This window comes from Pseudomonas lini (genome assembly GCF_964063345.1).
GTDB classification, from domain to species: domain Bacteria; phylum Pseudomonadota; class Gammaproteobacteria; order Pseudomonadales; family Pseudomonadaceae; genus Aquipseudomonas; species Aquipseudomonas lini_B.
In genome coordinates, this window is record NZ_OZ061318.1 from 3,233,987 (window position 1) to 3,259,306 (window position 25,320).

The following is a 25,320-nucleotide window of genomic DNA, read 5'->3' on the forward strand; positions in this document are numbered from 1 at the left end:
AATGGATTGCGTTTGCTGGTTATTCTGTTGGTTTGATGGCGAGTGGAAGATAGCCCCCATCGGCGCTGATCTTTTCTGAATGGCGCCACCACTCAGCGGAGTCACCATGCAAGCCATCAAACTCTACAGCTTTCCCCTCTCTGGCCACGCTCATCGTGTGGAGCTGATGCTGTCGCTGTTGCAACTGCCGACCGAGCTGATCTTCGTCGATTTGGCCAAGGGCGCGCACAAGCAAGCGGACTTCCTGGCACTCAACCCGTTTGGTCAGGTGCCGGTGATTGATGATCAAGGCGTGGTGCTGGCCGATTCCAACGCGATCCTGGTCTACCTTGCGCTGAAATACGGCAACGGTCACTGGCTGCCAACCGACCCGGTCGGTGCGGCCAAGGTTCAGCGCTGGTTGTCGGTCGCTGCCGGGCCGATTGCCTTTGGCCCTGCCAGGGCAAGGCTGATCACTGTGTTTGGTGCGTCTTTCAATGCGCAAGAGGTAATCGCTTATTCCCATATATGGCTCAAAGTCATCGATCAGGAATTGGGCGCAACGGCCTATCTGGCCGGTAGCGAGCCGACCATCGCCGACATCGCTGCGTACAGCTACATCGCCCATGCACCCGAAGGCAATGTGTCGCTGGACGACTACGCCAACATCCGCGCGTGGCTGGCGCGGATTGAAGCTTTGCCAGGGTTTGTCGGCATGCCGCGCACCGTCGCCGGTTTGCAAAAAACTGCCTGAGCTAACGGCCCGACTCAGCCGTAATGTTGTTCACTTAAGCGGATGAAATGATTCCGTGGCGAGGGATTCAGGCGAGCCTTAAGTGAACAGCATTACGACTCAGCCGGGCCATTCTTGTTGCGCGAGGAGCGCAGGGGAGAAGCCGTTATGGAACGTTCACCTTGGCACGCAGGCGAGAAACAGTTGCAGGCTCGTGTGGGTGTCGCCGAGCGAATGGACGAATTAGGTCGTAGGGTGATTCGCAGCGAGATGGCGGATCAGCACCGCATGTTCTATCAGCAACTGCCGTTCATGCTGTACGGCGCGGTGGATGCTGACGGCAATCCTTGGGCCAGCATTCTTGAAGGGGCGCCGGGTTTTGCCCATTCTCCAGAGCCTACGCTGTTGCAGTTCGGCAGCCTGCCTGGCCGCGACGACCCTGCGCAATTGCAAGAGGGCGCGGCGATCGGTCTGCTCGGTATCGAGCTGCACACTCGACGTCGCAACCGTCTCAATGGCCGAGTTGGCGCTGTGACGGCGAGCGGCTTCGAGGTGAAGGTGGAGCAGTCTTTCGGCAATTGCCCGAAGTACATTCAATTGCGCCAGTTTCGCTCGGTGCCCTTGGCGGATCCGGCGACCCGTATCGCGCAGCACCTCAATGGGCTGGATGACGCGGCCAAAGCCATGATCGCCGGCGCTGATACCTTCTTTGTCGCCAGTTATGTGGACGTCGATGGCCAACGCTCGGTGGACGTTTCTCATCGGGGTGGCCAGGCGGGTTTCGTCCAGGTAGAGGGCAATCGCCTGACCATCCCGGACTTCGCCGGCAACCTGTTCTTCAATACCTTGGGCAACCTGCTGACCAATCCTCGAGCCGGTTTGCTATTCATCGACTTCGATTCGGGTGACTTGCTGCACCTCAGCGGTCGTACGCAAATCATCCTCGAAGGCCCGCAGGTCGAAGCCTTTCAAGGGGCCGAGCGGTTGTGGACATTCGAGGTGGAGCGCGTGGTGCGGCGGCCTGCGGCGCTGGCCTTGCGCTGGCGCTTTGACGGTGTGTCACCCAAAAGTTTGCTGACCGGTACTTGGGCGCAGGCGAATGCTCGTCTGCGAGCTCAGGTTTAGAAAAAGATCGTCCGAACGCGGCCCGAGCCTTCGGCAGCTCCTACAGGGTGTAAACAAATCCTGCGTAGGAGCTGCCGAAGGCTGCGATCTTTTGATCTTCAGGCAGTCCTACAGACGATGATTTTAGGGGGAGGTTTCCGACAGGTTTTGACGGTTGTCGGGTGGGAAGTGGAGTGGATAGGCTTTGGGGGTCGCTGCACATCAGCGATCGGGTCTGGAAAACCCGAAGTATAGGATCATGGCAAATGACATAATGCGGCGCTTTCTCAGCTCCGCAGTTATGGCGGCTGTGCGTGGGAGACCTTCGGGTCTGCCGGGGTTGATCCTTTACCGGTTTTTCCAGTCCGCGTACAGCTGCCACCCTTTTCGTCTGGAAAACGAAAAATGGCAGCTCCATCTCTTTAAGGATCTTTGCCATGTTCAAGCCGACACCAAATCCACCCGAAGCGGACAGCACTTCCCCCTACGAATCCCTCGACTCAAAAAAATTCCACGAAGCCGCTGACCGCGCGCTCGATCACTACCTCAACCCATCCGCCCTCAAATCACCCGTGGCCCGCAAACCGAGCACGATGTATATGATTGCGCCGGATATCAAAGACGAAGACCTGTTGGCCCACACCTGTGAATCGTTGGCCCAGGCCAGTGTGATGGCGAGTGATTTTGCGGGGTATCTGGAAGGGCCGCACCGGCACACGGCGATGGCGATTCAACAGATCGTCATGCTGGCCGAACTGGCGGTGAACCGGATGCTGGATAACGTGGGCGTGCCGAAGCCGGCGGCACAGAGCTAAAATTTTGGTGCCAGTCGTGTCCAACGTTCGACTAAAGAGGCGCCTTGGCAGCCGGACGGCGGTAGTTTGCTGGAGTTGGCGGAAAGCCGTGGCCTGCGCCCGGAATTCAGCTGCCGTGGCGGTTCGTGCGGGACCTGCAAAACCCGCCTGATCAGCGGAGAGGTGAATTATCCACAGCCCCCTGCGGAGGTTCCCGACGCTGGAGAGGTGCTGATTTGTTGTGCGGTGCCGGCGCAGGGTTCAGATCCTTTGGTGCTCGACCTGTAACCCATGGGGGAAACACAGAAAATCCACTGTGGGAGCGAGCCTGCTCGCGATGGCGTTCTAGCCTTCCACATCTAAGTTGCCTGACACACCGCTATCGCGAGCAGGCTCGCTCCCACATTTGATTGTGGTCGTCCTACAGACCGAGTGATTTTTGGGGATGTTTCCGACAGGTTTTGACGGTTGTCGGTCGGAAATGGGGTGGATAGGCTTTGGGGGTCGCTGCAAATTCAGTGATCGGGTTTGGTCGCCCAGGTTTAGAATGGCGCACTTTTGTGCTTGCTTCATGGCGAGCTGTGCGTGGGAGGGCTCAGGCCCTGCCGGGTTCCATTCCCTGGTCGACCAACCCGCGTACGGTTCGCCACCCTTCTGCTTGGTCGCAGTGTTGGCGAACTCCAGTCCTCGAATGGAGTTTCACCATGTTCAAAGCCACACCGAATCCCCCAGAAACCGACGACGTTTCCCCCTACGAATCCCTCGACTCAAAAAAATTCCACGAAGCCGCTGACCGCGCGCTCGATCACTACCTCAACCCATCCGCCCTCAAATCACCCGCGACCCGCAAACCGAGCACGATGTATATGATTGCGCCGGATATCAAAGACGAAGACCTGTTGGCCCACACCTGTGAATCGTTGGCCCAGGCCAGTGTGATGGCGAGTGATTTTGCGGGGTATCTGGAAGGGCCGCACCGGCACACGGCGATGGCGATTCAACAGATCGTCATGCTGGCCGAACTGGCGGTGAACCGGATGCTGGATAACGTTGCCATCCCAAAACCTGCGCCGCACAGCTGATCCCTGTGGGAGCCGGGCTTGCCCGCGATGACGGATTAACATTCAACATTGATGTTGACTGAGACTCAGCCATCGCGGGCAAGCCCGCTCCCACAAAAAGCAGTTAGGCGTAGGACAGGGATTTTTCTTCCAGCAGTTCTTCATACAACTGGGTCCATTTGCGACCCATTTCTTCCGCCGTGAACAACTGCCAATAACGGGCTTCTGCCTTCACGCCCATTTCGGCTGCAAGCGTCGGGTTCTCCCACAGCGTGCGCATGGCTTCACGGAACGCCTGTGGATGACTCGGCGGCACTACCAGCCCGGTTTCGTTGTGGATGTTGATGTAGCTGGTGCCGGTGCCGATTTCGCTGGAGATCATCGGTTTGCCGTACATCGCGCCTTCAAGCAGCGAGATGCCGAACGCTTCGGAGCGCAGGTGTGACGGAAATACGATCGCGTAACTCAGTTGCAGCAGCGCGACTTTGTCTTCGTCCCCTAAGCGCCCGAGGAAGTGAATATTGCGCAAACCCAACGCCGCAGCCTGGGCGTGCAGTTCGGCTTCCAGCGGCCCGGCGCCGACGATCACCACCGGGTAGTCCACGTCTTTCAAGGCGTCGAGCAGGATGTGCAGGCCTTTGTAATAGCGCATCACGCCCACAAACAGGAAAAACTTATCCCCAAGCTTTTGCCGCCAACGGTCCATGCGTTCGCTATCAGCCTGTGGATAACCGGCCTTGTTCAGGCCGTAGGGAATGACTCGAGTTTTGTCCTGAAACTGCTGCAACACGTCACTGGTGTGCAGATAGTTGGGGGAGGCGGCGACGATTCGGTCAGCGCTGGCGAGAAAGCGGTTCATCAGTGGCCGGTAAAGTTTGAGCAGGTGTTTCTGGCGAATGATGTCCGAGTGGTAGGTCACTACGCTGGGTTTGTTCATGCCGCTGAAGAAATGCACCAGGTCCATGAACGGCCACGGGAAGTGGTAATTGACCACGTCCGCTTCAGCGGCCATTTCGCGAAATTGCTTGAAGACGCTGTAAGAAAAGCCTGTGGAAGCGAACTGAATGTCGAGTTTGGCCCGATGCACTTCGTGTTGCCCGAGCTGCACCACCGGCGGTGTCGGATCGGCACTGAGGGTCAGCACCTGGCCTTGAATGCCATGTTGGGCGCCGCTTTCGCACAACTGGAAGATCACTTGTTCGATCCCGCCGACCGAGTCAGGCAGGTACGTCTTGAAAAAATGAAGAACTCGCATTCAACCTCCCATAGCCTGGCGGTAGGCGCGGGCCGTGACCTTTGCGCAACGTTCCCAGGAAAAAAGCCTTGCCTGTTGCAATCCGGCGTCCGAGCATCCCTGCCAATGTGTTTGGTCGTCGATCAGACGGCGCATGGCATCGCGCAGGCTGTTCGGATCGTCAGGTTCAATATAGTTGCCCGCAACACCTGCGACTTCGGGCATGGCCGAACGTCGGGTCAGGATGACCGGCGTGCTGCTGGCCATGGCCTCCAGCACCGGCAGGCCGAAGCCTTCGTAGAGCGACGGGAAAATCAGCGCCCGGGCGCCCGCCAACAGCTGCGCGACTTGCTCGTCGGGCAGATAGCCGAGCAAACACACATGACCATTGGCCAATGCCTGGCGCAGCTCATCGCTGAACTGTTCGCGCTGCCAGCCGGCCATGCCGACGATCAATAGCGGAAAACGCTGGCGCAGCGCTTCCGGCAGTTGGGCGTGAGCGCGCAGGGCCAGGGTCAGGTTCTTGCGTGGCTCCAGGGTGCCGACACAGAGAAAATATTCCCGCATTTCAACCCCGTGGGCCTTGAGCACGGCATCGATGGCCTCGGGTTCGCGGGGGTGGAAACGTGCCGCCACGCCCAACGGTGCGACCACAAAACGCTCGGCTGGCAGGGCGAAATGGGCCTGAGCTTCGTCGGCGATGCACTGCGAATCGGTGAGAATCAGCTGCGCCTGTTGCACGCCATCGGCCAGTCGCCGCTCGATTTCTCGCAGGCGCGCCGGCGGTTGCGTCTCGGGATAGTGCAAGTGCGTCAGGTCATGCAGGGTGATGACCGTCGGGCCGTCGAACGACAATGGCCACAGACTGGGTTCGTGATAAAGGTCGATCGCCTGGGCGCGGCCTTGATCAAAGCGTTTCTGCGTCAGCCAGCGCCGAGCCTGATACGCCCCTGGTATCTGCCGCAACAATGGCGTCAGTCGCGAGTAACCCGGCATGGCGGCATCGGGTAGCGAAGAGCTCCAGCCCCAGCCATGGAACAACGACAATTCAACATCCGGCTCACCGGCCAGGGCATTCACCAGTTCGGCAACGTAATGGCCGATACCGGTGCGCGGGGCCTGGAGGATTCGTGCGTTAAGGGCAATTCGCATGTTGCCTCTCTACCACGGGTGTTTCCACAAGGTTGCGCAGGGTCCGTTCGGCCATTTGCGCACTGGCTTCACGCCAGCCGATCCAGCGCCAGTCCGCCACATCGAGGGCGGCCGGGAATTGTTTGCTGCTCTCGAATCGAGCAACCAGATCGGCCAGGCTTTGGGGTTCGGCCAGGTCGAAGTACGCCATGAACTCGCCGCCTATTTCACGGAAAACCGGGATGTCACTGCCCATGGCCGGCAAGCCACGCTGCATGGCTTCCACCAGTGGCAGGCCGAAGCCTTCGACGTAGGACGCAAATACCAGCGCACTGGCGTGGGAATAGGCGTGTTCGAGGCTGGTGTCGCTCAGGTCGTTAAACATGAACAGTCGCGTATTCAGCTGCGGGTGATTGCGCACCCGGGCGAGCAGGGCATCGCACTTCCAGCCAATGCGCCCGGCGATGCACAGACGGGCGGTGGAACCTGCGGCCCAGGCGAGTTCGAAGGCGTCCAGCAAGTAGTCATGGTTCTTGCGCGGCTCGATGGTGCTGACCATCAGAAACACCGGTTCCGGGGTATCGAACAGCCGTGTCAAACGCGTTTCGACGGTGGCGGTTTCTTCGCGCAGGTCCAGCTCGGAGCCCAGGTGGAAATAGTCGAACCACAAGGTCTCGGCTTTGGCAGGACCGACGCGACGATGCAATTCCTCGCGCACCTGATCGCGCACCGTGGCGGAAATCGCCACGTAGCCGTCGGCGGTTTTGGCGATCCAGTCGAACCACTCGTTGAAAATCTGCACCAGTCGCGTGTCGTAGAACTGCGGGTGGGTCAGGGGAATCAGGTCGTAGATCACCGAGACAATGCCCACGCCTTCGCGTTTGAGCTGTTCGGCCAACGGGAAGAAATCGGCGTGCCAGGACGAATCCAGCAACACTAATTGATCGCCCGGTTGATGCTGCAGCGGCGAGCAACGTTTGGGCAGGTGATATTGGTTGATCCGGTCAATCACACGCAACGGTACGCTGAACCCCGCCAGTGCCGTAAGGCGGTAGGCCACATACAGCGCACGCCGGGTCCATCGCGATGTGCAGCGTTTGTCGAGGCGCTGGTGCAGTTGCCAGAAACGATGGGCCAATCGCTCCAGACGCCCACCGAATTCCATCAGCCCATTGAAAAAAGGGATGCCCGAAGGGCTCAGCTTCAGAACCCGGTAGAGCTTGCCTTTAAGCATCACCACAGGGATGCACTCAACGCCATCGACGCGTTCAGGTAACTGATTGATGACGTTGCGCACCACTCGCTGAATGCCCGAATTGACCTTGGGATGCTGGAACACGTACGTGCATTCCACCATAAGACGGGTCATGGCGTGTTCTCCGAGACAATCGATTCGGCTGCGCGCGTGATGGTGGTTTTTGCCCCCAGCCACGAGCAACCGACGAAGTCTTCGTGTCGGTTGTTGATCACGTGGAACACCAAGCCGTAGTCGCGCCACTCGAAATTGCGGTCCAGGTGCGAGTCCAGCCGCGACAGGCTCAGGGCCACGGAATAGTTGCCCTTGCCCAGGCCCATGACGAAGGCAAAGCGGTAGGTCACCCGTTCGCCGGCCTGCAGATCGGTGAGGGCGAGGTCCTGACGATGGGTATTGATGCCGTACATGGCCTGGCCCAGCCGATCCTTGATCATGAAACCCAGCACCAGGCGTTCGATGTCCTGGCGCACTTCGACTTGCACCTCAAGCACCACCGGCTGGCCGACTTCGGCGGCATCGATGGCGTGCTCGCGCTCATCGAGCATGCGCACGCTGAGGATCCCGGCTTCACCGGTGCCGGAAACGGTTTGCACCTGGCCGTCCGCGAGCATTTCCTGACGCACCGTCTGGCCTTCACGCTCGGCAAGCAGGGCGTTGTAGTAGTCCATGACGGCTTCGGGCTTGCCGTGCATGGCCATGTGGCCGTTTTCCAGGAGGATCGCCGAGTCGCAGATCGACTGAATTGCCGAGCGGTCGTGGGACACGATCAGCAATGTGGTGCCGGCCTTGCGGAAGCTGCGGATGCGTTCAAAGCTCTTGTGCTGGAAGTAGGCGTCGCCCACCGACAGCGCTTCGTCGACGATCAGGATGTCCGGGCGGCGGGCGGTGGCCACGCTGAACGCCAGGCGCATCTGCATGCCGCTGGAGTAGGTGCGCACCGGGTGGTCGATGGCTTCGCCGATTTCCGCGAAGTGTTCGATTTGCGGCATCAGGGTTTCGATTTCTTCGACCTGCATGCCCAGCAATTGCCCGGCCATGATCGCGTTCTGCCGGCCGGTGAAATCCGGGTGAAAACCCATGCCCAGTTCCAGCAGGGCGGCGACGCGGCCTTCGAGCTGAATCTGCCCACAGGTGGGTTGGGTGGTGCCGGTGATCATTTTCAGCAAGGTACTTTTGCCGGCGCCGTTGACTCCGACGATGCCCACCGCTTCACCGGGAGCGATCTCGAATGCCACGTCTTGCAGCACCCAGTGCTGGCGATGACGGATCGGCGAAAACGGGATCAGCCACTCGGCCAGTCGGCTCCAGCGCGTGGGGTATTGCTTGTAGGCCTTGCCCAGGCCGGTCACGCGTATGTGCCCCATCAGAGTTCATCCACCATTTCGCCGACTCGCTGACGAAACAGCCGCAGCCCGATTACGCAGAACAACACGCCGATCACGAAGATCGGCAGCAGCGAACTCCAGACCGGCCATTGGCCGTAGAGGAACAGGTTCTGGTAACTGCCAATCAAGTTCGTCAGCGGGTTGAGTTGTAACAGCCGCTGGACCCACTCGGGCAGGATGCTCATCGGGTACACGATCGGCGTAAGCCAGAACCAGAATTGCAGGCAGATGCCGAAGAATTGCCCGACATCGCGAAAGAACACGTTCAGCACGCCGAGGATCATCCCCAGCCCGGCGCAGAACATCACTTGCAACGCCAGCAGCGGCAGCAACGCCAACAGGGCCATGCCCGGCAGGCGTCCAGTGATCAGTAGAAAACCCAGGAACAGTCCGATGATGATTGCGAAGTTGATGCCGGCGTTGAACAGTACGATCACCGGCAGGCAGATTCTCGGGAAGCTGATTTTCTTCAGCAGGTTGGCGTTCTCCAAAAACATGTTCTGGCTGCGCAGGGTGATTTCCGAGAACAGCCCCCAGGTCAGCAACCCCGCGCATAGATAGATGCTGTAGGCCATGCCGTCATCCACACCCGGCAGGCGTGCGCGCATGATGTGGGAAAAAATTACGGTGTAGACGACGATCATCGACAGCGGATTGAGCACGGTCCACAGGGCACCGAACAGCGAATTGCGATAACGCGCTTGAAACTCTCGCTTGACGCTACCGAGGATGAAACCTCGATAGCCCCACAGCGAGCGATACAGGGAAAGCAACATTCAAACCGTCCTGCCGTATTGGTCTTCGAAGCGAACGATATCGTCCTCCCCCAGGTATTCACCGCTTTGCACTTCAATGATCACCAGGTCGATCACGCCGGGGTTTTCCAGGCGGTGCCTGTGCCCGGCGGCAATGAACGTCGACTCGTTCTTGGCCACCAGGTGCGACCCGGAACCGTTGTTGGTGACCTTGGCCATGCCTTCGACTACCACCCAGTGTTCGTTGCGGTGGTGGTGCATCTGCAACGACAACTTGGCACCGGGTTTGACCACGATACGTTTGATCTTGAACCGCGGACCTTCCTCGAGCACGGTGTAAGTGCCCCAAGGTCGGCTGACTGTGCGGTGCAGGCGATAGGCTTCGTGTTTTTTGTCCTTGAGCTGCCGGGCTACCCGGCGCACATCCTGGGCGCGGTCGGCGTGGGCCACCAGCACCGCGTCGGCAGTGTCGATGATGATCAGGTTATCCACACCCACTGCGGCCACCAACCGGTCTTCGCTCTGGATGAAGTTGTTGTGGCTGTCGATGAAGATCGCATCGCCGCTGGCGCGATTGTTCTGTGCATCGGCCGGCACCAGCGCCGCCACGGCGCCCCAGGAACCGATGTCGCTCCAGTCGAAAGAGGCTGGCACCACGACCACTTTGTCGGAGCGTTCCATCAAGGCGTAGTCGATGGAGATGTCGGTGATTTCGGCGAAGTGCGTTGGCGACAGTTCCTGTTGCAGGCAACCACCGGTTTCCACCGGCGCACTGGCCGCCATGCAGGCCCGAGCCTGTTCAAGCAGTGCGGGGGCGTGAAGGTGCAACTCGGCCAGCAGCGTGGCGATCGAGAAGCAGAACATCCCCGAATTCCACAGGAAATTGCCGCTCTCCAGATAATGCGTGGCGGTTTGCAAATCAGGTTTTTCAACGAAGCGCTGCACCTTGGCGGCGCCTTTGTCGTCCAGCGGCGCACCGGTTTCGATGTAGCCAAAGCCGGTTTCCGGGGCTGTCGGCACGACGCCGAAGGTCACCAGATGACCGGCCTTGGCCAGCGTCATGGCGTGCTCGACCGCGCTCTTCAACGCGTCTTCGTGGAGGATCAGATGGTCGGCGGGCATCACCACCATGATCGCTTCGTCGCCGTGCAGGGCTTGTAGCGAAAGGGCCGCTGCCGCGATGGCCGGGGCTGTATTGCGGCCCATCGGCTCGAGCAGGAAATGCCCGCGATGGCGCTCCAGGCGCGCATCCTGATAGTGATCCTTGCTCTGGAAGTAATAGTCGCGGTTGGTCACCGTGACGATATCGCCCCAGCCATCGAGCAAACCGGCTGCACGCCGATAAGTTTTACTCAGCAGCGACTGACCGTCGGGCAGGGTCATGAACGGCTTGGGATGGCCTTCACGGGACACAGGCCACAAACGGGTCCCGGCACCGCCGGAGAGAATCACGGGAATCAGCATGATCTACTCCTTGGCAACGCGTTTCATGTCCGCATCCATCATCATGCGGATCAAGGTGTCCAGATCTGTTTTTGGCTTCCAACCCAGAACGCGCATGGCCTTGGCCGGGTTACCAAGCAGCACCTCTACCTCGGCCGGACGGAAAAATGCCGAGTCGATCTTCACGTAGTCGCGGTAGTTGAGGCCGATGTGATCGAAAGCGATGCGGCACATTTCGCGCACGGTGGTGGTCACGCCGGTGGCGACCACGTAATCGTCAGGCTTGTCTTGTTGCAGCATTAGCCACATGGCTTCGACGTAGTCGCCGGCGAATCCCCAATCGCGTTTCGCGTCGATGTTGCCCAGGCGCAGCTCCTGCTGTTTGCCCAGTTTGATGCGAGCGGCGGCGTCGGTAACCTTACGGGTCACGAACTCGATGCCGCGCAGCGGCGATTCGTGGTTGAACAGGATCCCGCTGCTGGCGTGCAGGTTGAAGCTTTCGCGGTAGTTCACGGTGATCCAGTGGCCGTAGAGCTTGGCCACGCCGTACGGGCTGCGCGGGTAAAACGGCGTGTTTTCGTCCTGTTGTTCGGCTTGAATCAAGCCGAACATTTCACTGGTGGACGCTTGATAGAAGCGGGTGTGCGGACTGAACTGGCGGATTGCTTCGAGCAGATGGGTCACGCCCAGGCCGTCGACGATGCCAGTGGTCACCGGTTGATCCCAGGAGGCGGCGACAAAGCTTTGCGCTGCCAGGTTATAGACCTCGTCCGGCGCCGACTTGATCACCGCGCGCTGCACCGAGCAGGCATCGGCCATGTCGCCGTCCAGATAGACGATATCGCCCTCGATCCCCGTCTCGCGCAGCCGCCAACGCGAATCGCTGCTGCGCCGCGCCACCAGGCCGTGAACCTTGTAACCCTTGTCGAGCAACAGTTTGGCCAGATACGCGCCGTCCTGGCCGGTAATTCCTGTGATCAGTGCACTTTTTGTCATTCTTGTCGTACTCGCTTCTCCCAGTCGGACAGGATCGCCCGCAGGGATTGTTGTGTTGTGATTTCAGGCGTCCATCCTGTGGTCTGGGCAAGCTTGGCGTGGCTGCCACAAACGCGACGCTGATCCGCGCGGCGAAGACGCGCCGGATCCTGAATCAATTGCATATCGACCTGGGCGAGGTCCCCCAGCTGTTCAATCAAACTGCGAATGCTCTGCTCGCGCCCCGAGCAAATGTTGTAGACCTGCCCCGGCGCGCCTTTTTCCAGCAACGTCAGGTAGGCCGACACCACATCGCCCACATCAAGGAAGTCGCGGGTGACATCGATGTCACCGACTTCCAGTTGCGGTGCTTGCAGGCCTTGCTTGATCCGGCTGATCTGCCGTGCAGCGCTGGCAATGACGAAGCTGTCTTTCTGCCCGGTGCCGATATGGTTGAACGGGCGCGCAACCAATACCGGCCAGCCCTCGCTCAGGCCCCATTGCAGGCTCAGGAACTCCGCCGACAGTTTGCTCACGGCATAAGGATTGCGCGGGCAGGGTGGCTGGCCTTCGGTGATGGGCAGATCGGTCTCGTTGACCTGGCCATAGACGTCACCGGAGCTGACGTACAGGAAGGTACCGTTGAAGCCGCGGGTCTTGAGGGCTTGAAGCAGGTTGAGGGTGCCCAGCAGGTTGATATTCAGCGTACGCGCCGGATCACGGAAGGCTTCGGGAACGAAAGTCTGGCCGGCCAGGTGAATGACCGCGTCGGGCATCTCTGGCCACAGGCCTTCAAGGCTTTCTGGCTGTTCAAGATCGTACCGGGAAGGGGCAGGCAGCAGTTCCCATTCCGAGGCATCAGCCTTCAGACGAGATTGGATGTGTTGTCCTACGAATCCACTCAGACCCGTGACGAACAGACGCTTTTTCAAGCAATGGCCCCTTGATGATAAAACCTCGTCCATTCCCCACAGGCTTGGCGGAGATGTCTGTCAGACCGGGTGGATGACTGGGTCGAAAGACAGGCGAAGTCGTTGTTGTAGTTGTTTGATAGCCAATCTGTGCCAATTGCGCAGCAATTTCAACAGGTCCCACCGTGACTGGTCAGTTCTCGTTTTTGCAGGTCTATTTATTCTCGCCGAGCGGTTCACGAACCCTTGATGGATGTGTTTAGAATGCCCCTCGTCACGATCGACCAGGGTTCGGCAAGGTTGTTCTGGAACTCCGCGAAACTGACCACTAAAACAAGAACGTAGACGGGCATGAAGACAATGGACGAGGGCGGACAAATGCCGACTCGATCCATGGCTTCGCCGTCATAGAGTGAGGTCGCCGGGATGGCGGCCTCATCGTGGGATGCCATGAATTTCATTCTTTACTCGGACGTCAACGACAGCTCCATCAGCCAAAGTCTTGGTCGTCCCGAATACAGTTATTACTTCGTGCTCAAGGCTTATCGCCCGGTGCTCGAAAGCCTTGGGCGGGTGCATGTGGTGTCCTCCACCGCCGAGGTCGACCCCCTCTACAGGCAACTGCATGCCGCTGGCGAAGACAGCCTGTTCCTGTCTTTCACTCCACCGCAGAAAACCCCGAACGATCTTGAATGCCCGACGATCTGCGTGGTGGCCTGGGAGTTCGATTCGATTCCCGATGAGCAGTGGGACAACGATCCCCGACAGAACTGGACCCGTATACTGGCGCGCCAGGGCCGGGTGATCACTCTCTCCAGTCATACCGCGCGGGCGATTCGTCGGGCCATGGGCGAAGACTTTCCGGTGTTGGTATTGCCGACCCCGTTGTGGGAAAACTTCGCGACCATCCGGAGCCATCATACCAGCGTGCCGGTCAATGCCGGTTCGACCCTCGACATCAAGGGCTGCATCCTCGATACCCATACGCTCGGACTGTTTGCCGACTCACTGATTCCACCGCCGTTGACCCCCGAGCAGCAGGCCGAACTCGATGCCTTGCGACCGCCGCCGCTGACCCTGAAACGCCGCTTCGTCATCGCCAGGCACTACTTGCGTCTGTGGGCGCTGGACCTGGGCAAGGCGCAACCGGTGCCGGTCCATCGCACTCATTTTCTGAGCCAGTGGTACTGGGAGGGGATTCGCGATCTGTTGTCCGATCCGGCTCACTCCAGGCTCGCAAAATACCTCCCGGCCATTGCCGGTCAGCAGTCGTTGCCGGTCCATGTCCCGGCAACGGTGGACCTGCCAGACACTACGGACCAGGTGCAAACCCGAGTCGACGGCGTGGTCTACGTCACCGTGTTCAACCCCAAGGACGGGCGCAAGAACTGGCATCAACTGATCAGCGCATTCTGCTGGGCGTTCCGGGAAACCGAGGATGCCACGTTGGTATTGAAGATCACCCAGAGCGACCTGTCGGCCTACTACACCGAGCTGATGACCTTGCTGGCGCAGCTGTCGCCGTTCGCCTGTCGGGTGGTGGTGATGCACGGTTACCTGGACGATCCGCAATATGCCCGGCTCTATGAGGCGGCGAGTTATTACGTCAACGCTTCGCGCTGCGAGGGCTTGTGCCTGCCATTGATGGAGTTCATGGCCAGCGGCAAACCGGTGATCGCCCCGGACCACACGGCCATGGAGGATTACATCGATGAGCGTGTGGCGTTTGTGGTCAAGTCCAGCGAAGAGTTGACCATCTGGCCCCAGGACACCCGCATTATTTACCGTACCCTGCGATATCGACCGGACTGGGGTTCGTTGAAAGCGGCCTACGAAAACAGCTACCGGATCGCCAAGGAGCAGCCGCTGGAGTATCAGCGCATGTCTCACGCTGCGGTCGAGCGCATGCACGAATACTGTGCCTTCGTTCCGGTGCAACAGCGCCTGGCGGACTTTTTCGGGCTGGCGCCACACAGTGTGCCGGCAGCGGCCGCGACGGATAACGCCTCATGCTGATCATCATTCATTCGGAAACCAACCAGCGCACCATTGCCCAGAACCTTGGCCGTTCGGAATACAGCTACTACTTCGTGCTCAAGGAGTATCGGCCGGTGCTGGAGCGACTGGGGCGGGTAGTGGAAGTCAGCGACCCGCAGACCGAAGTCGACGCCCTGTACCTCGACTGCCTGTCCCATGGCGAAGACTGCGTGTTCCTTTCGTTCTCGCCACCCCATCGCACGCCGGTGCATTTCGCCTGTCCGACCCTGGCGGTGTTTGCGTGGGAGTTCAGCACCATCCCCAACGAGCCATTTGCCGGTGATCCGCGTAATGACTGGCGCACGGTGTTGCGCGCATGCGGTGCGGCGATCACCCATTCCAGCTACACCGTCAACGCCGTGCGCGAATCCATGGGCGCCGACTATCCGATCGTCGCGGTGCCGGCGCCGGTGTGGGATCGCTTTGCCGAGCGCGGTGCGCAGCTGCAGCGCCAGCCAAAGGCCCGCCAGGTGCGATTGAAGATCAAAGGCTTGCTGGCAGACAGTCGCCAACTTGATCTGCGGGCCTTTGGTCCTGCGCATCTGCGTGCCGGCAAGGGCATCGACTTTCAGGCGCCCGCTCGTGAACAGGAGCTGGTGCTCGACGGTGTGATCTATACCTCGGTGTTCAACCCCGGCGACGGGCGCAAGAATTGGGAAGACATGCTCAGCGCCTTTTGCGTGACTTTCCGCGAGGTGGAAGACGCCACGCTGGTGCTCAAACTGACGCACCACGATGCCGAAGAAGCGCTGACCGATATCCTTCATCACTTGTACAAAAACCAGCCTTACCGCTGCCGCATCGTGTTGATTTACGGCTACCTCGCGGATGCGGACTACGAACGTCTGGTGCAGGCCACGAGTTACGCGGTGAACACATCCTACGGCGAGGGCCAGTGCCTTCCGCTGATGGAGTTCATGTCCTGTGGCAAGCCGGCGGTGGCGCCGCGCACCACGGCGATGATCGATTACCTGGACGCCGACAACGCTTTCCTCATTGACTCCACGGATGAGCTGACAGCCTGGCCCCACGACCCACGCAAGGCGTTTCGCACCCTGCGTTACATCACCAATTGGGCCTCGCTGTGCACAGCCTATCGGGCCAGCTATGACGTGGCCACGGACGATCCGCAACGCTATGCAAGGATGTCCGCCCACGCGGTGACCAGCCTGCAAAACTTCTGCAGCCAGACGACCGCTGAACAGCGTCTGAAAGCATTTCTTGCCCGGCTGTTCGAAACCCGCGCTACATCTGCCGTGGAAACCCCCGAGGCATGATCCGCGCATTGATGAGTTGGCTGCGTCCAGTGGCGAAACCCGAACCGGTGCCTGTGCCTGCACCGGTTGCGCAAGGCCGCGTGTCGCCGCGCGATGTCGGCTTGCACGACGCCATGCTCGATGGCTGGTTTTCGGGCGATAGCGGCGAATTGCTCAAGGGCTTTGCGATCACAGCGGACGACACCTTGCTGGATGTCGGCTGCGGTGAGGGCGTTGCGACACTGTTTGCGGTACGTCAGGGCGCGTCGGTGATTTTTACCGACAGTGAATACGACAAGGTCCGTGATCTGGCCCGGCAAGTGGAAGCGCAGACGGACAAGTCCAACCTGGGACTGGTCAGCAATAGCCTGCCGTTGCCGCTGGCCGATGGCTGCGCGAGCAAAGTCGTGTGCATGGAAGTGCTCGAACACATCGACCAGCCCGAGCCGTTCATGGCCGAGTTGGTGCGCATGGGCCGTCCGGGTGCGCAGTATCTGCTCAGCGTGCCGGCTCCGGTGGGCGAGCATTTGCAACAAGGCATCGCACCGGCCAGCTATTTCCAGTCGCCCAATCACATACAGATTTTTACCCCGGAACGCTTTGCCGCGCTGGTGGAGGACGCCGGTCTGGTGATCGAGCATCGTCAGGCCACCGGGTTTTTCTGGGTGATGGGCATGATCTTCTTCTGGGCCAGCGAGCGCGCGTCCGGGCGCGACCTGGGCGGCGCGGTGCGTGACCGGATTCAGGCGCCGTACCCACCGCTGATGGAGAGCTGGGCGAAAACCTGGCAAGAATTGCTGGCGCAACCCAATGGGCTGGCGATCAAGCAGATGCTCGATCAGTTCATGCCCAAGAGCCAGGTGATCATTGCTCGCAAACCGATGGCGACTGACTCAAAGGCCGGGACTGCGCCATGAGTGGTCGACGAATTCTCGACATCGAGTTGTTGCGCGGGATCGCCGTGCTCGGCGTGCTGGTGCATCACCTGCAAACCATGCCGTTTCCGGGTGGGCTACCGGGCTTTGAGTCGGGTACGGCCCATGGGCAATTCTGGTGGGGCGTGGACCTGTTTTTCGTGATCTCGGGTTTTGTGATCGCCCGTGGTCTGATTCCGCTGCTGCGCGGATGCCACACACCGCAGGCCTTCTGGCAGGAAACCCGTGATTTCTGGATTCGCCGGGCCTTTCGTCTGTTGCCATCCGCCTGGTTGTGGCTGCTGCTGATGTTATCGGGCGCGCTGTATTTCAATCATTCGGGTGCCTTTGGCACGGTGCAGGCCAATCTGCAGGCGACGCTGGCGGGCTTTCTGCAATTTGCCAATTTCCGCTTTGCCGAAAGCTTCATGCGCTTCGAATACGGTGCCAGCTTCGTTTACTGGAGCCTGTCCCTTGAAGAGCAGTTCTACCTGCTGTTGCCGTTGCTGATCTTTGTCTGCCGCAAGCGGTTGGTGTGGGTGTTGCTGGCCCTGATAGCGGTGCAGCTGTTCACTTGGCGTTCAGCGCTGTTGATGAGCATCAGGACCGATGCTCTGGCATTGGGCGTGTTGCTGGCGATGTGGAGTTCAAGGCCGAGCTATCTGACCTGGGAGCCACGGTTGTTACGCCGCTCCTGGTCCGGCCCGTTGATACTGATCGGCCTGGGGGCGGCACTGAGCGTGCTGGCGAGCACACCGTTCAACCTGGCGAGCTATCGGGTCGCAGTCATTGCCTTGTTGTGCGCGGCGCTGGTCTGGATCGCTTCCTACAATCGCGATTATTTGCTGCCCAAGGGCAGGCTCAAACAAATACTGGTCTGGTTGGGCGCCCGTTCCTATGGCATTTACCTGATCCACATCCCGGCGTTTTTTGCCGTGCGCGAAGGCTGGTTTCGTTTTGCGCCCGCCGGTTCGCAGGACGTGGCAATGCAGTCGGCACTGGCGCTGTTTTGCGCCATGAGCCTGATCGTGCTGCTGAGTGATCTCAACTACCGATTCATCGAGCTGCCCATGCGCAACCGGGGTGCCCGTCTGGTGCAACGCTTGCGTGGATCCCGATCAGCCCTTCCATCCTCTGGAGCCACCTCATGTTGAGCCTTTTGAAGAAACTCACGGCGGGTACGTCCGCTGCCGCGACGCCAGTACCCTCGGCCCCGGACAAGGTCGACCCGTACATGCTCGGCCTGCACGATGCGATGCTCAGCGGCTGGTTCAACCAGCAAACCGGCGAGCTGTTTACCGGCTTCCCGGTCAGCCCCGAGGACACACTACTGGATGTGGGCTGCGGTGACGGCGGCAACGTGCATTTCTGCGGCATGCGCGGGGCGAAGATCATCATCGCCGACATCGACGCCGCCAAGGTCGAAGCGACTCGTCAGCGCCTGACCGACACGCCGGCGCGGGGCGTCGAGTGCCACGTCACCGACTGCAACCCGCTGCCGATTGCCGACGCGACCGCGACCCGGGTCGTGTCCACTGAAGTCATCGAACACGTCGACGATCCAGCGCAGTTCCTCGCCGAACTGGTGCGGGTCGGCAAGCCCGGAGCGCTGTATTTGCTCAGCGTTCCGCATCCGAGTTCCGAAGACCTGCAAAAAGACATCGCTGCGCCTGAGTATTTCCAGAAGCCCAACCACATTCGCATCATCAGCGAAGAGCAGTTCAAGGCGATGGTCAGCGACGCCGGCCTGGAACTCATCAGCCATAGCCAGTACGGGTTCTATTGGTCGATGTGGATGCTGTTGTTCTGGGAAGCCAAGGTCGATTTCAGCAACGCCGACCACCCGTTGCTCAATCATTGGGCCGACACCTGGCAAGCCGTTCTGTCCTCGCCACGGGGTGCGCAGATCAAACAGGCGCTGGACGCGGTGGTGGCGAAAAGTCAGGTGATCATTGCCCGCAAGCCGATAGCTGAGTAGGCTGCCGGGAATTCGTAATAGATCAATTGTGGCGAGGGAGCTTGCTCCCGCTGGGCTGCGAAGCAGCCCCTCATTTCATCAGACACACCACATTGGCTGCATTTGCGACTGCTGCGCAGCCGAGCGGGAGCAAGCTCCCTCGCCACAGAGGATGAGGGTTCATTGTGTTTTTCATTCGTCTGTCGGCCTTGCTCGCCGCATTGCTGTTGCTCAACGGTTGCGAGCGACCGGACGCGCCGCCGCTCGATCAGCAACTCTATGTCTGGCAACGACAATGGATGTCGGCCCATGACGCTGCGCTGCGCGACAGCCGCGCCGACTTCTCGACCTTGCGCGTACTGGCCTTGCAGGCGTTTCCACAAGCCGGTTGGAGCCGGGCGCGAATCGATCCGGTGCTGCTCAAGCGTGATGGCCGACCGCTGATTGCGGTGATTCGTCTGGATGGCCAGCTAAAGGGGCTGGATCAGGACGAGGTCACTGCACAAATTCAGCAAGTGCTCAGCGATTGGCAAGGGCAGGGGCTGGTCCTCTCCGGCGTGGAAATCGACCACGATGCGGGTAACGCCCGGCTACCGGCCTACCGCGAATTTCTAACGCATTTGCGCGCTGTTCTGCCGGCTTCCTTGCCACTGAGCATCACCGCGTTGCCGGCCTGGCTCGACAGCCCTGAATTGCCGGCGTTGCTGGCGACGGTCGACAGCAGCGTATTGCAGGTGCACGCGGTGAGCGATCCACGGCGTGGGCTGTTCGACCCGAATCAGGCACGGCAATGGGCCAGGGCCTGGAGCGGTATCACTTCGAAACCGTTTTATCTGGCACTGCCGGCTTATGGCGTGGCGTTGTTGCCGGGGACCGGTGGCGCGCCGGTCGTGGAAAGTGAAGTGTCTATCGACCGAGGTGGCGATCGTCGGGAGTTACTGGCGGATCCGCTGCAACTGAGCAAACTCGGCGCCGAGTTGCGCGCCGATCCGCCGGCTCATCTGGCCGGGCTGATCTGGTTTCGCCTGCCGCTGGCCAATGATCGCAGGGCCTGGAGCCTGACGACGCTGGCCGCTGTGGCGCGTGGCGATACGCTCGACAGCCGCGTGGGGCTGAAGCTCTCGACGCAGGACGGCCTCTACGACATCAGCGTCAGCAACCAAGGCAACCTCGACAGCGCCTGGCCCGAACGCCTGACATTGGCGGTGCAGGGTTGCGATGGCGCCGATGCATTGGCCGGTTATGCATTGCAACAGCGCCCGGATCTGCTTACCTTCACCCGCCTGCGCGAGGGTCGAATCCCGGCCGGCGGGCAGCGCGCTATCGGTTGGGCGCGTTGCGCAACTATTGATCAAGGAGGTTCGAATGTTCACCCGTAACTGGCTCCGTCATGTGCTTTGCCTGAGCCTCAGCCTGCCGTTGGGTTCGGCGCTGGCCTGCGGGCCGGACTTCCCCATGCGCCTGCTGGACAACCGTGGCCAGTCGCTGGCGGAGCTGCCGGAAGGTAACTTCAACTTTGAGATCAGTCGCCTCGGGCATGCCATCGCGGGACTGAAAAATGTCACGGCTGCCACCAACATTCCGGGGGACGGTTACGGCGATGCGCCAGATTACGCGGGTCAGCGCAACACCGCCGAACAGGCCGGTCTGACGCCTGAGCAGCAAGCGCTGGTGCAACAGCTGCGCAGCCTGACCGATGCCTATCAGGTTGAAGAGCAGGGCGCGAGCCTGCCGGCCGAGCATCTGTTCTATCTGGCGGGCGCTGTGGCGTTCAACGCGGGTGACCATGGTTTGGCCGCCGAATACTTTCAGAAAGTGCTGGTGCTGCCGGCGGATCAACGCGCGTTGCGCAGTACCTGGGCGGCTTACTCGTTGGGGCGGGCATTGTTTGCCATGAGTTCAGAGGCGGGCGCGGGTCCCGACCTGCTGACTCAATCTCGAAAGGCCTTCGAGCAGACTCGTCAGCTGAGCATCGACGGCTTCAGTGACCCGTTGGAGCTGGGTGTTGCCAGCCTCGGCGAAGAAGCGCGAGTGGCTCGCACCGCGGGTGATTGGGATGGCGCCATCAAACTTTATGCGACGCAGAACCTCCACGGTTCGGCGGTGGGCTACAGCTCGTTGAAGTTGTTGATGGCCGATCTGATGGCAATGCCCGACGATCAACTGGCCGTGTTGCTCAAGGGCAAAGCGGTGCAGCAACTGGTGACGGCGTCGTTGATCAGTCGATTGGGCTGGTCATTCGGTGATCAACCGCCGAACGAACAGAAACTGATCAAACTGCTGCAAAACAGCACCCGCGGCAGCCTGGATAACGCCGATCGCCTGGCGGCGATGAATTATCAACAGGGCGATTACGCCAGCGCCAAAGCCTTCCTCAAACAGGCCGGTGACGGTGGTCTCGCATGGTGGCTGCGGGCGAAACTGGCGTTGCGTGATGGCGACAAAAGCGCTGCCGCCGCGGCGTATGCCAAGGCAGCCCAGGCCTTTCCGCAGAACGAGTCCTGGGGCGAACGACGGACCCCGGACTGGGATTACGAAACGGTGCAGCCCAAGTGCCGGGTCGACGGCGAAAGCGCGATCCTGGCCCTGCAGCGTGGCGATTATCTGCAAGCCTTTGATCAGCTCTATCGCAGCCAAAGCATTTACTGGTACGACGCAGCCACCGTTGCCGAGCGGGTGCTGACCCTCGATGAACTCAAGCAGTACGTCGACACTCAGGTGCCCGCACCGCCGCCGCTCAGCCAGCAGGATCGCGACAATTATGTGCCGTTGCCGGTGGCCGCAAACCTGCGCAATTTGCTCGGGCGGCGCCTGTTGCGCGAAGAACGTTACGATGAAGCACCGGCTTACTTCGACAATATCGATCTGCAGAACAAGGCCAAGGCGTACGGGCAGTTACGTCAGGAGGCGGACGCTGCCTGGTGGCCGACCAAACGTGCCGCTGCGTTGTTCAATGCCGCTGGGATGGCACGCCGATGGGGAATGGAGCTTCTCGGCTACGAAATGGCGCCGGATTACGCCACATTCGGTGGTAATTACAGCCTTGAGAGCCGTGAGCTAAAGGTCGGTCCGTTAGTGGCTGAAGATGAAGTCCTGCGTCAGCAAGCCAGCGCCGCTCAACCCGATGAGCGCTATCACTATCGTTATGTCGCAACAGCTTTGGCCAGTCGTGCTGCCGATAATCTGCCCCATACCAGCCATGCTTTTGCGGCGGTGTTGTGTGCGGCGGCGGGGTGGAACACCAGCCTTGAAGAGGAGAGTGCCTTCTATCAACGCTATGTAAAAGAAGGGGCGTACGTGGATTGGGCGGAGAACTTCGGTCACCAATGTCCTTATCCCGACTTTCAGAACGCCAGCAAACGCTATGTAACCCAGGCCACCGATGCTACGCGTTCGATGCTGCGGCCCTATAAGAAACCGGTGCAAGTAGGCGCTATTGTGGCGATCACGGCGGCGGCGCTGTTACTGATTAGCCGCCGCCACCGTCGTAGAGCGCGATAGCCCTCAAACCTGTTGCACAAAGGTCAGCCGCACCGCGAAGCCGATCAGCAGGCTGCCGAACAACCACTGCTGCACCCGCTGGGCCGATGGACTGCGTTGCAGCCAGCGGCCCAGTGCTGCGCCGACCAGCGCGTAGGCGCTGTCGAACAACAACCCGACACCGACCAGCATCACGCCCAGCGTTGCAAATTGCGCGAGCACTGGCCCGGCATGAGGCTCAATGAACTGCGGCAACAGCACCGAGCAGAACAGCAGCGCCTTGGGGTTGAGCAGGTTGGTCAGCAAACCGCGCTGGATCGCCTCGCGCCAATGCGGTTTTTCGGTGGTTGGGTCTGTACTGTTCAAGCTCGGCAGCATCGTGGTGCGCAGGCACTGAATGCCAATCCACAGCAGGTACGCGGCCCCGACCAGGCGCACTACGTCGAAGGTCCACGGTGCGGTCTTGAATAGCGCCGCCAAACCCAACGCGGCCAAGGCCACATGACAACCACGCGCCACGCCCAGCCCCAATGCCGTGGCCAGCGCCGCGCCTTTGCCCTGACGCGCGCCGGTTTGCAACAGCAGAATCATGTCCGGGCCGGGCAACAGGTACACCACCGCCAGTGCCATGAAAAACAGCCAGAGTCCTGCCATGTTTCACCCCATTCGTTGTCGATTTGGTGAGATCAGTCTACGGCTGAGGGGCAGGGCAGGTGGTTGCGTAGTCAGCTTCTAAAGCTTCTATATTTGGCATAACCTGCCATTTTGTGATGATTGAACCATCGGGATATGCCAAACCATGAAACTGGACGCCTACGACCGCAAGATTCTTGCGGCGCTGCAAAGGGACGGACGCCTGAGCAACGTGCAATTGGCTGACGAGATTGGCCTGTCTGCCTCGCCTTGTTTACGTCGTGTGCGGATGCTGGAAGAGGCGGGAGTGATTCGCGGCTATCAGGCCAATCTGGATCGAGATGAAGTGGGCCTTGGGCTGACGGTGTTTGTCGGGGTCAAAGTCGAACGACACAACGATGAACAGGCCGAAGCCTTTCGCTTGGCGGTGACGGCATTGCCTGAAGTGATTTCGGCATTCCTGGTGTCAGGCGAGTCGGATTTTCTGCTGCAAGTGGTGGTGCCGGATTTGCGCGCCTATGACCGGTTTCTGACAGGGCGTCTGCTGAAATTGCCGGGTGTGAGCGACATTCGCAGCAATTTTGCGATTCATACGGTAAAGACACCGGGGGCACTGCCATTGGAGCATTTGCCGCTTTAGACCGAGTCAGGATCGTTCCCATGCTCTGCGTGGGAATGCCTCTACGGACGCTCCGCGTTCGGCTCTTGATGTGACGCGGAGCGTCACGGGCTGCATTCCCACGCAGAGCGTGGGAACGATCAAGCGGTAGACCAGCTGCCGCCAATCTCCGCCCTACATCTGCGTCGCCATCCCCTCCACATCCATTGCCGCCTGGCGCAAGGCTTCGGAGCGGGTCGGGTGTGGATGACAGGTCAGGGCGATGTCTTCGGCCGAGGCGCTGAACTCCATGGCCACGCAATATTCGCCAATCATTTCACTGACGCTCGGGCCCACAAGATGCACGCCGAGGACTTCGTCAGTGCGCTCATCGGCCAATACTTTGGCGAAGCCTTCGGTTTCATGATTAATTTTCGCCCGGCTGTTGGCGGTGAAGGGAAACTTGCCGACCTTATAGGCGCGACCTTCGGCCTTCAGCTGTTCTTCGGTCTTGCCGACGCTGGCCAGCTCCGGTTTGGTGTAGATCACGCTGGGGATCAGGTCGTAATTGACCTCGCCAGCCTTGCCGACGATTTGCTCGATGCAGGCCATGGCTTCGTCTTCGGCCTTGTGGGCGAGCATCGGCCCCGACGTGACATCACCGATTACCCAGACGCCAGCGGCCTCGGTGCGGTGGCCCTTATTGGCGAGCATCCCGCGTTTGTCCGTGGCGAGACCGACGTTTTCCAGTCCCAGGCCTTGGGTATAAGGGCGTCGACCAATGGCCACCAACACGTAATCGGCTTCAAGCAGCTCGGCGGTGCCACCCGCGGCCGGTTCGACGCTGAGCTGAACACCGCTTGCCGACGTCGTGGCGCTGGTGACTTTCGAACTCAACTTGAAGCTGATGCCTTGCTTGCTCAATGAGCGCTGAAGGGTCTTGCCCGCTTCACCATCCACACCGGGGCAGATCCGGTCGAGAAATTCGACCACCGTCACCTGGGCGCCCAAGCGCCGCCATACCGAACCCAGCTCCAGGCCGATCACCCCGGCACCGATCACCACCAGGTGCTTCGGTACTTCGTTCAGCGACAGGGCGCCCGTGGAGTCGAGGATGCGTTTGTTATCGATGTCCACGCCGGGCAGGGGAGTGGGTTCGGAACCGGTGGCGATAACGATGTCCTTGGCCCTCAGCTCGGTCTTGACGCCCTGGCTGTCGGTCACCGTGACTTTGCCCGGCCCGTCGATGTGGCCCCAGCCCTTGATCCAGTCGACTTTGTTTTTGCGAAACAGAAACTCGATGCCTTTGGTCAGCCCGGTAACGCTTTCATCCTTCTGTTTCATCATTTGAACAAGGTTGAGGACGGGTTTGACCTCAATCCCCAGGTTGGCGAATTCCGCCCCCATGGCCGCGTCGTAGAGTTCGGAGGCATGCAGCAGGGCCTTGGACGGCATGCAGCCGACATTCAGGCAGGTCCCGCCCAGAGTGGCGCGGCCTTCCACGCACGCCACTTTCAAGCCCAACTGCCCGGCGCGGATCGCTGCGTTGTAACCGCCGGGGCCGGCGCCCAGAATTACGACGTCATAGGTGCTCATGGTGCAACTCCTGGATTGAGAGGGACGGGATCGAAAAAAAGTAGTCTTCAGAAAAAATTACGAACGTAATATGAGCGTTTCTCAGCATT

Annotated in this window: 22 protein-coding genes and 2 pseudogenes; 13 read left to right on the forward strand and 11 right to left on the reverse strand. The window is 60.1% G+C overall.

Features of this window, described 5'->3' with window-relative positions; genetic code table 11:
* Positions 1-106 precede the first annotated feature (106 nt).
* From AB3226_RS14785 to AB3226_RS14805, 5 genes and pseudogenes are all read left to right on the forward strand, one after another.
* Positions 107-733, forward strand: a complete 627-nt coding sequence (locus AB3226_RS14785; RefSeq protein ID WP_367373560.1) for a glutathione S-transferase family protein — start codon at positions 107-109, stop codon at positions 731-733.
* Positions 734-880: 147 nt separating this feature from the next.
* Positions 881-1,831 (forward strand): annotated as a pseudogene (locus AB3226_RS14790) (pyridoxamine 5'-phosphate oxidase family protein); the annotation flags it as partial.
* 422 nt (positions 1,832-2,253) lie between these two features.
* A complete protein-coding gene (locus AB3226_RS14795) occupies positions 2,254-2,631 on the forward strand; it encodes a DUF6124 family protein (RefSeq protein WP_367373561.1) in 378 nt (125 codons plus the stop codon).
* 21 nt (positions 2,632-2,652) lie between these two features.
* Positions 2,653-2,898: pseudogene (locus tag AB3226_RS14800) on the forward strand (2Fe-2S iron-sulfur cluster-binding protein); the annotation flags it as partial.
* Positions 2,899-3,314: 416 nt separating this feature from the next.
* Positions 3,315-3,692 carry a DUF6124 family protein gene (locus AB3226_RS14805; protein WP_367373562.1) on the forward strand — a complete coding sequence of 126 codons (378 nt, stop codon included), beginning with the start codon at positions 3,315-3,317 and terminating at the stop codon, positions 3,690-3,692.
* Between the two features lie 103 nt (positions 3,693-3,795).
* Here AB3226_RS14805 and AB3226_RS14810 read toward each other — a convergent pair whose 3' ends face one another.
* The 9 genes from AB3226_RS14810 to AB3226_RS14850 form a co-directional block, all read right to left on the reverse strand.
* Positions 3,796-4,926: a glycosyltransferase family 4 protein gene (locus AB3226_RS14810; protein WP_367373563.1), complete on the reverse strand. Its 1,131-nt coding sequence runs from the start codon at positions 4,924-4,926 to the stop codon at positions 3,796-3,798.
* The gene (locus tag AB3226_RS14815) at positions 4,927-6,057 is read right to left on the reverse strand and encodes a glycosyltransferase family 4 protein (RefSeq protein WP_367373564.1); all 1,131 of its coding nucleotides are present in this window, start codon (positions 6,055-6,057) and stop codon (positions 4,927-4,929) included.
* Positions 6,041-7,405 carry a glycosyltransferase family 4 protein gene (locus AB3226_RS14820; RefSeq protein ID WP_367373565.1) on the reverse strand — a complete coding sequence of 455 codons (1,365 nt, stop codon included), beginning with the start codon at positions 7,403-7,405 and terminating at the stop codon, positions 6,041-6,043. The genes AB3226_RS14815 and AB3226_RS14820 overlap by 17 nt, the downstream gene beginning before the upstream one ends.
* Positions 7,402-8,655 (reverse strand): ABC transporter ATP-binding protein, encoded by a 1,254-nt coding sequence (locus AB3226_RS14825; RefSeq protein WP_367373566.1) that lies wholly within the window; start codon positions 8,653-8,655, stop codon positions 7,402-7,404. Before AB3226_RS14825 ends, AB3226_RS14820 begins: the two co-directional genes overlap by 4 nt.
* Positions 8,655-9,452, reverse strand: a complete 798-nt coding sequence (locus AB3226_RS14830) for an ABC transporter permease (RefSeq protein WP_367373567.1) — start codon at positions 9,450-9,452, stop codon at positions 8,655-8,657. Before AB3226_RS14830 ends, AB3226_RS14825 begins: the two co-directional genes overlap by 1 nt.
* Positions 9,453-10,895, reverse strand: a complete 1,443-nt coding sequence (locus AB3226_RS14835) for a mannose-1-phosphate guanylyltransferase/mannose-6-phosphate isomerase (protein ID WP_367373568.1) — start codon at positions 10,893-10,895, stop codon at positions 9,453-9,455.
* A 3-nt stretch (positions 10,896-10,898) separates the two neighbouring features.
* The gene (gene gmd / locus AB3226_RS14840) at positions 10,899-11,870 is read right to left on the reverse strand and encodes a GDP-mannose 4,6-dehydratase (protein WP_367373569.1); all 972 of its coding nucleotides are present in this window, start codon (positions 11,868-11,870) and stop codon (positions 10,899-10,901) included.
* Complete coding sequence (locus tag AB3226_RS14845; protein WP_367373570.1) at positions 11,867-12,781, reverse strand: GDP-mannose 4,6-dehydratase; 915 nt, start codon at positions 12,779-12,781, stop codon at positions 11,867-11,869. Before AB3226_RS14845 ends, gmd begins: the two co-directional genes overlap by 4 nt.
* 215 nt (positions 12,782-12,996) lie before the next feature.
* The gene (locus tag AB3226_RS14850) at positions 12,997-13,212 is read right to left on the reverse strand and encodes a hypothetical protein (RefSeq protein ID WP_367373571.1); all 216 of its coding nucleotides are present in this window, start codon (positions 13,210-13,212) and stop codon (positions 12,997-12,999) included.
* Between AB3226_RS14850 and AB3226_RS14855 the strand changes: the two genes are divergently transcribed.
* The 7 genes from AB3226_RS14855 (at position 13,211) to AB3226_RS14885 (ending at position 22,425) form a co-directional block, all read left to right on the forward strand.
* Positions 13,211-14,776, forward strand: coding sequence for a glycosyltransferase (locus AB3226_RS14855; protein ID WP_367373572.1), 1,566 nt, complete (start codon positions 13,211-13,213; stop codon positions 14,774-14,776). The genes AB3226_RS14850 and AB3226_RS14855 overlap by 2 nt on opposite strands.
* On the forward strand, positions 14,770-16,074 hold the full coding sequence (locus AB3226_RS14860; RefSeq protein WP_367373573.1) for a glycosyltransferase: 1,305 nt from the start codon (positions 14,770-14,772) through the stop codon (positions 16,072-16,074). The genes AB3226_RS14855 and AB3226_RS14860 overlap by 7 nt, the downstream gene beginning before the upstream one ends.
* Entirely contained in the window at positions 16,071-16,970 is a 900-nt protein-coding gene (locus AB3226_RS14865; RefSeq protein WP_367373574.1) for a class I SAM-dependent methyltransferase, read from the forward strand. Before AB3226_RS14860 ends, AB3226_RS14865 begins: the two co-directional genes overlap by 4 nt.
* The gene (locus AB3226_RS14870; RefSeq protein ID WP_367373575.1) at positions 16,967-18,121 is read left to right on the forward strand and encodes an acyltransferase family protein; all 1,155 of its coding nucleotides are present in this window, start codon (positions 16,967-16,969) and stop codon (positions 18,119-18,121) included. Before AB3226_RS14865 ends, AB3226_RS14870 begins: the two co-directional genes overlap by 4 nt.
* Positions 18,115-18,945: a class I SAM-dependent methyltransferase gene (locus AB3226_RS14875; protein WP_367373576.1), complete on the forward strand. Its 831-nt coding sequence runs from the start codon at positions 18,115-18,117 to the stop codon at positions 18,943-18,945. Before AB3226_RS14870 ends, AB3226_RS14875 begins: the two co-directional genes overlap by 7 nt.
* A gap of 161 nt (positions 18,946-19,106) precedes the next feature.
* Entirely contained in the window at positions 19,107-20,303 is a 1,197-nt protein-coding gene (locus AB3226_RS14880; RefSeq protein ID WP_367375799.1) for a DUF3142 domain-containing protein, read from the forward strand.
* Positions 20,290-22,425 (forward strand): hypothetical protein, encoded by a 2,136-nt coding sequence (locus tag AB3226_RS14885; RefSeq protein WP_367373577.1) that lies wholly within the window; start codon positions 20,290-20,292, stop codon positions 22,423-22,425. Before AB3226_RS14880 ends, AB3226_RS14885 begins: the two co-directional genes overlap by 14 nt.
* A gap of 3 nt (positions 22,426-22,428) precedes the next feature.
* Here the strand turns inward: AB3226_RS14885 and AB3226_RS14890 are convergent, their stop codons facing one another.
* Entirely contained in the window at positions 22,429-23,058 is a 630-nt protein-coding gene (locus tag AB3226_RS14890; protein ID WP_367373578.1) for a LysE family translocator, read from the reverse strand.
* A gap of 145 nt (positions 23,059-23,203) precedes the next feature.
* Here AB3226_RS14890 and AB3226_RS14895 point away from each other — a divergent pair, with 145 nt between their 5' ends.
* Positions 23,204-23,677 (forward strand): Lrp/AsnC family transcriptional regulator, encoded by a 474-nt coding sequence (locus AB3226_RS14895; RefSeq protein WP_038980472.1) that lies wholly within the window; start codon positions 23,204-23,206, stop codon positions 23,675-23,677.
* A gap of 153 nt (positions 23,678-23,830) precedes the next feature.
* Here AB3226_RS14895 and lpdA read toward each other — a convergent pair whose 3' ends face one another.
* Positions 23,831-25,231 carry a dihydrolipoyl dehydrogenase gene (gene lpdA, locus AB3226_RS14900; RefSeq protein ID WP_367373579.1) on the reverse strand — a complete coding sequence of 467 codons (1,401 nt, stop codon included), beginning with the start codon at positions 25,229-25,231 and terminating at the stop codon, positions 23,831-23,833.
* Between the last annotated feature and the right edge of the window lie 89 nt (positions 25,232-25,320).

Excerpts from the sequence above, each read along its gene's own strand:
- AB3226_RS14785 (WP_367373560.1), top strand. The coding sequence starts at position 107 with ATGCAAGCCATCAAACTCTACAGCTTTCCCCTCTCTGGCCACGCTCAT.
- AB3226_RS14795 (WP_367373561.1), top strand. The coding sequence starts at position 2,254 with ATGTTCAAGCCGACACCAAATCCACCCGAAGCGGACAGCACTTCCCCC.
- AB3226_RS14805 (WP_367373562.1), top strand. The coding sequence starts at position 3,315 with ATGTTCAAAGCCACACCGAATCCCCCAGAAACCGACGACGTTTCCCCC.
- AB3226_RS14810 (WP_367373563.1), bottom strand. The coding sequence starts at position 4,926 with ATGCGAGTTCTTCATTTTTTCAAGACGTACCTGCCTGACTCGGTCGGC.
- AB3226_RS14815 (WP_367373564.1), bottom strand. The coding sequence starts at position 6,057 with ATGCGAATTGCCCTTAACGCACGAATCCTCCAGGCCCCGCGCACCGGT.
- AB3226_RS14820 (WP_367373565.1), bottom strand. The coding sequence starts at position 7,405 with ATGACCCGTCTTATGGTGGAATGCACGTACGTGTTCCAGCATCCCAAG.
- AB3226_RS14825 (WP_367373566.1), bottom strand. The coding sequence starts at position 8,655 with ATGGGGCACATACGCGTGACCGGCCTGGGCAAGGCCTACAAGCAATAC.
- AB3226_RS14830 (WP_367373567.1), bottom strand. The coding sequence starts at position 9,452 with ATGTTGCTTTCCCTGTATCGCTCGCTGTGGGGCTATCGAGGTTTCATC.
- AB3226_RS14835 (WP_367373568.1), bottom strand. The coding sequence starts at position 10,895 with ATGCTGATTCCCGTGATTCTCTCCGGCGGTGCCGGGACCCGTTTGTGG.
- gmd (WP_367373569.1), bottom strand. The coding sequence starts at position 11,870 with ATGACAAAAAGTGCACTGATCACAGGAATTACCGGCCAGGACGGCGCG.
- AB3226_RS14855 (WP_367373572.1), top strand. The coding sequence starts at position 13,211 with ATGAATTTCATTCTTTACTCGGACGTCAACGACAGCTCCATCAGCCAA.
- AB3226_RS14850 (WP_367373571.1), bottom strand. The coding sequence starts at position 13,212 with ATGGCATCCCACGATGAGGCCGCCATCCCGGCGACCTCACTCTATGAC.
- AB3226_RS14860 (WP_367373573.1), top strand. The coding sequence starts at position 14,770 with ATGCTGATCATCATTCATTCGGAAACCAACCAGCGCACCATTGCCCAG.
- AB3226_RS14865 (WP_367373574.1), top strand. The coding sequence starts at position 16,071 with ATGATCCGCGCATTGATGAGTTGGCTGCGTCCAGTGGCGAAACCCGAA.
- AB3226_RS14870 (WP_367373575.1), top strand. The coding sequence starts at position 16,967 with ATGAGTGGTCGACGAATTCTCGACATCGAGTTGTTGCGCGGGATCGCC.
- AB3226_RS14875 (WP_367373576.1), top strand. The coding sequence starts at position 18,115 with ATGTTGAGCCTTTTGAAGAAACTCACGGCGGGTACGTCCGCTGCCGCG.
- AB3226_RS14885 (WP_367373577.1), top strand. The coding sequence starts at position 20,290 with ATGTTCACCCGTAACTGGCTCCGTCATGTGCTTTGCCTGAGCCTCAGC.
- AB3226_RS14890 (WP_367373578.1), bottom strand. The coding sequence starts at position 23,058 with ATGGCAGGACTCTGGCTGTTTTTCATGGCACTGGCGGTGGTGTACCTG.
- AB3226_RS14895 (WP_038980472.1), top strand. The coding sequence starts at position 23,204 with ATGAAACTGGACGCCTACGACCGCAAGATTCTTGCGGCGCTGCAAAGG.
- lpdA (WP_367373579.1), bottom strand. The coding sequence starts at position 25,231 with ATGAGCACCTATGACGTCGTAATTCTGGGCGCCGGCCCCGGCGGTTAC.